The organism is Geomonas sp., assembly GCF_056994735.1.
This window is the reverse complement of the sequence record NZ_JBXKJL010000248.1, coordinates 1-4,857: the sequence shown is the minus strand read 5'-3', so window position 1 is coordinate 4,857 and position 4,857 is coordinate 1. Positions and strand designations below refer to the sequence as shown.

Genomic DNA, 4,857 nt, shown 5'->3' with positions numbered 1-4,857 from the left:
ATACAATTCCCCTCCAACCTTATCAACCTTTTGCATTGCTTTGTCTGTATTTCCTAAAGCTTCAACCACTACTTCTTGACTATTAAATATTAAAAATACAGCTACTATAAAAACTAATTGCATATATGCCTTTTTATTTCTTCTTATATGACCTATTGCCTTTTCTACTATTGTTAAATCATTACTTGTATATGCCATAAACTCGCTTACTGTAAAAATTTCTTTTCTTTTCATTGTATAAGTTCCCCCTTATAAGTTAATAATATTTTTAAATACCCTACCCTATCGAAAGGAAGTGATATTATGTCATCACTATTTTTTATCTGTGTTGGTTATGCTGTTTGTTCAGCTGTTGTAACTACAGTTTCTATTTTAGGAAAATAAATAAACTATTTTTCGCAAAAGTGTAACCTTTTTATAAGGTGTCGCATATTTTGGAATTATATTATAATTTCAAAAACCTTAACCCTTTTATGTGCCTTGATAATCAAGGCTTTTTCTTTGTAATTCTTCTGTAAATCTTACTTATTTATTAAGGTATTTTTCAAACTCTCTTTCCATTTCCTTGTATAATACTTGTTTTATAAAATCGCTATAACCAAAGTCTTTTCCTTTACTCATAAGCCATTTATAAAGTGCCACATCATTATTCTTTTTATTGCTGAAACTTATCTGCATAATAGGATTTTTCTTTTTCTCTGTCATTGTCTTCATTCTCCTTTTAAATAATGTTTATTTAATATATCTTATGAAGTTAGTTAAATATTGATACACTTTTTATAAAACTTTCTATAAATTTACAATAAAAAAGAGAGTGCATAAACACTCTCATTTATTATAGTAATTCTGTTTTCCTTTATTCCTCTTAGTATTAATTAATTCTTCAATCTTATGTATAAATTCTTTATCATCAGAAATTCTTATTAAACTTCTAAGATAATAAAAACTTTGTGATCTAGGAATTTTCTTTTTTAACGATAAATCTATCAATGTTTTACTAGCATTAAAACTTTTTAAATGTGTATGACCTTCTTTAAACTCTTTGTCTTGATTGTAAACTATGAAGCCATTTGAAACAGAGAAGATTATATATTTATCTCTTTTATATATCAACCATCAAAACCCCTTTTGAATTATAATATATTATTTTTCATAAGCTAGTAAGAAACTGTCAAAGCCTTTTTTCTTTAATTCTTGTCTTTGTTGCTCTGCTAAGGCTTTACTATTATACGACCCTACAACAACTCTATAATACATTTTATCATTTATAACTTTCTTTGGCTTGTCCTCGGGAATCTTAGTTCCTGTTATTCCTTCAACTATAGCCTTCGCTACTAATTCAGGTTTATATTTCGCCATATCTTCTTTATTATTTATGAAGCAAATTTCTATAAGCATGGCTTTTGCTTTTGTATGATTTATTACATATAAGTTATGTCCGTCTTTTATACCTCTATCGGTATATCCTAGCTTAACTATATTATTTAAAACTCTTTGTGCTGAATCTAATTTAATAGCGTTGTTTGTGAATACCTCTGTGCCATGTGCTGTACCACCACCACCAGCATTAAAGTGAATGGATACAAATAAATCTAATGGTTGCTCGTTAGCCTTAGTAACTATACTTCTTAAAGCTTGTGTACTACTTAAAGCAGAATCAACGGTACAATCTACTACTATATGCCCCATTTGTTTTAAATATTGTCTTACTAATTTGCCTACTTCCCTAGTTAAGTCTTGTTCTCTTATATTGTTAATGCCTATTGCCCCACTATTTGCACCATTTAGGCAATGCCCATCATTAACCCCTATATTCATGTTAAGCACCCCCTGTCATCTTGTTAAATTCGTCTTTTATTTCTTTTAGTTGTACTTGTATTATTGTGTTTTGATCGTTTATTATTTCTTTGTAGTTTTCTTCCCTCTTTGCGTTTTCTTCCATAATCTTTTCAGTAAATTCCTTTTGTTCGTCTGAAGATTGTTTCATAAATGTTTTAAGATCGTTATATATTTTCCATGCAACCCAACAGGCGAAACCTCCTACACCAAACTGTGTGAATATTTGTTCAGGTGTCATTTGATTAAAACCCCCTTTCGTATTTTAGTTACATTGTATCAATTAATGTTAGAAAATCAAAATAAAAGGACTAGATAATTCTAGTCCCTTAGTTTATAAAGTTTCTTCTATTGGTGGATTTAATAATAAATATAATTCGTCATATTCTTCTTGTGTTATTTTATTTGCTGTTTTAAAAAACTCAACTTGTAATGCTAATGTATCTATGTTTGTATATTGATTTATATTTATTATATTTCTTTTTAATAATTCATATATCATTTTAGTGTCCTCCTAGTGTTAATCTAGTATCTAAATCTAATAAGTAACTCATTATAAATTGTTGATTGTCTTTTACTATTGCTAAATTGCTTACGATACTTTCGATTGACTTCCCTGTATTAAGTGGGAAACTATACGATAATTTAGGATATAACTTTGTTGGCTCTTGTATGATTGTACCGTTTCGATAGATAGGTAAGTCTATTTTTCTATCTAGTGTGATTTCTGTTGGTGTTGCTAGTTCGTATATACAAACAACATCTTCCATATATTTTTGTGCTTTATCCGTAAGAGTTGCACCTTGTAAACTGTCTATTGTAGTTTTATTTACAAATACAAAAGCATGATTTGATGAATTTGAGAAATAGTAATGTTCGTAATCTGCACTTGCATTTGCTTCATATTTAATTAGCGAAACACCTTTATATACATTTCCTGCCGCATAATAAAATTTACTATTTGGCGTAATTACTGAAATTTTATAAGTACTTGTTAATGATGAAACTATATACACAGTAGGATTTGTTTTTTCGCATATCCTTTTATATAACTTATTTCCTTGTGGTGTATATTCATCATATAAAGTACCAATACTTCTTAAAGGGAAATATTGACTTTCTATATAGTCGCTTAGTTGTACCTTGCTTTCTTTGTATTGTTGATAGGGTTTTGGTGTTGCTCCTTGATTTAGCATAGTTTTATAATTAGTATAATCACCTATAACAAAGGACAATGTTCCTACTGCTTGCGAAACAAATTTAATGAATTTTGTTGTTGATGTAGTTGTAAAAACTATAGGTGTCATTGTTAACGTTGTATATTTTATATAATTTTTATTACTGTCATACTCGATTACGTATTGCATATTTCTAGCATTTGCACTTATTTGTTCCGTATCTATTGCACTGTATACCGTATTCGCTTTTACTTGTATAAAGTTTTTTGACCTTATATTATTTATACTTGAAGTTGTCACACCTGTATTTACATTTATTACCCCAAGTTCCCACCCATCAAATAAGTTTTCCCCTACTGATTTTATAACACTTGTACCACCTTCAACACTACCTATTCCCTCGAAATAACTTGGTAACATAGCATTTATTTCGTCTGCTGATTTGGATTCTAAGCCTAAACTTGTTAGGTCAAAAGCCATTACTTCTTGGACTTCCATAACTTTGCCATTAGCTGTTGTTCCGTCTGCGTAGGCATGTCTGAAATGTGGTACTACACCAGCAATTCCTGTGTCTATTGTTTCAGTAAGTATGGCATAAACTGTATACCATTGGTTTATAACAGGGCTTGTGATTAATGTATTAGAGTTTGAAATATCTCCACCTACAGAATTTTTTAATATAGTTACAATATTTATACAGTTAGAATTAGTAACTCTTACCTTTGCCTTTACAAATATTTTGTTATTTAATTTAAAACTTAAAGGAGTTGTTTGACCAAAAGCAGGTGAACCACTACCACCAGTTCCTGTTGAAAATAGTGTGTTGTTTGAACTTGTCAATGTAGCACCTATTACTTTATCCCAACCACTTGTACCACTTGCAAAGTTCCCATTCTTAATAAGTTGGACTAATGATTGTCCCTTAATAGCAATATCTGTTGCACCATCAAGTGAATTAGTTAAATGATTTACAGGAACAACACTATCTACTACACTTGTGCTTTGACTTGTTAATATATCTTTTTCAGTTTCTTCTAGTCTACTATCTAAGTCTGCAAAAGTCCTATTTCTTATAGTTGAAGTTCTAGCATTTATAACTTCTGATGCTTGTTGTTGGCTTGTAGTTAATAAAGCAAATCTATTTTCTATGTCTGTTATTGAATTAGTTGCTTCAGTTATTTTATTATTAACCTCTGTAACCTTTGTATTAAATGTGTTCGTTCTTGTAGTATCATTTGTATTTAGTGTATTTTCTAATGCCTGTAATGTACTTTGTAGGCTCTCTAATTGACTTTTTAATGCTTGTCTATCTGCTTCTTGTGATATTCTAGTTGTTTCATTGTTCTCTCTAGTAGTTTCTGAATTATTTAAACTAGTTTGTAAATCTTCTAAACTAGTCTTTAATGTATCAAGTTGACCTTTTAAAGTTTGTCTTGCTTCTTCATTTGTATTTCTAGTTGTTTCGCTATTTGTTATATTAGTGTTTAACGTATTTAAAGTACTCTGTAAGCTTTCTAAATTAGTCTTTAATGTATCTAATTGACCCTTTAGAATTTCCCTGTTATTTTCGTTTACTTCTCTTGTGTTTTCAGCTTCTACCCTTTCAGCTTCACTCGTATTTAATATGTTTTCTACCTCTTGAACATCATCAATTAATTGAAGCAATAATCCATACTCATTAGAAGATAAAGGCACTTCTGCATTTAACAGTGAAGACTTAACATAGTATTTAAATTCATGTGTTGATTTTCTATTAGTTCCTTCAAATACTGTTAATTGTACTCTACATTCTCCTATAGCTGTTAGTGATTGAGTAGTTAAGCTTACATTTATAAGCCCATTT

The 4,857-nt window shown here is 29.5% G+C and carries 7 protein-coding genes; all 7 read right to left on the bottom strand.

Annotated elements, in window-relative coordinates:
* Positions 1-234: hypothetical protein (locus AC11W3_RS10985; RefSeq protein ID WP_484093017.1), on the bottom strand; the 234-nt coding region annotated here is incomplete at its 3' end.
* Positions 235-525: 291 nt separating this feature from the next.
* Positions 526-705 carry a hypothetical protein gene (locus AC11W3_RS10980; RefSeq protein ID WP_484093016.1) on the bottom strand — a complete coding sequence of 60 codons (180 nt, stop codon included), beginning with the start codon at positions 703-705 and terminating at the stop codon, positions 526-528.
* Between the two features lie 123 nt (positions 706-828).
* On the bottom strand, positions 829-1,113 hold the full coding sequence (locus AC11W3_RS10975; RefSeq protein WP_484093015.1) for a hypothetical protein: 285 nt from the start codon (positions 1,111-1,113) through the stop codon (positions 829-831).
* A gap of 30 nt (positions 1,114-1,143) precedes the next feature.
* On the bottom strand, positions 1,144-1,818 hold the full coding sequence (locus AC11W3_RS10970) for an N-acetylmuramoyl-L-alanine amidase (protein WP_484093014.1): 675 nt from the start codon (positions 1,816-1,818) through the stop codon (positions 1,144-1,146).
* 1 nt (position 1,819) lies between these two features.
* Positions 1,820-2,077: a hypothetical protein gene (locus AC11W3_RS10965; protein ID WP_484093013.1), complete on the bottom strand. Its 258-nt coding sequence runs from the start codon at positions 2,075-2,077 to the stop codon at positions 1,820-1,822.
* 93 nt (positions 2,078-2,170) lie between these two features.
* The gene (locus AC11W3_RS10960; RefSeq protein ID WP_484093012.1) at positions 2,171-2,338 is read right to left on the bottom strand and encodes a hypothetical protein; all 168 of its coding nucleotides are present in this window, start codon (positions 2,336-2,338) and stop codon (positions 2,171-2,173) included.
* A 1-nt stretch (position 2,339) separates the two neighbouring features.
* On the bottom strand, positions 2,340-4,857 hold a 2,518-nt coding region (locus AC11W3_RS10955; protein WP_484093011.1), incomplete at its 5' end, for a hypothetical protein.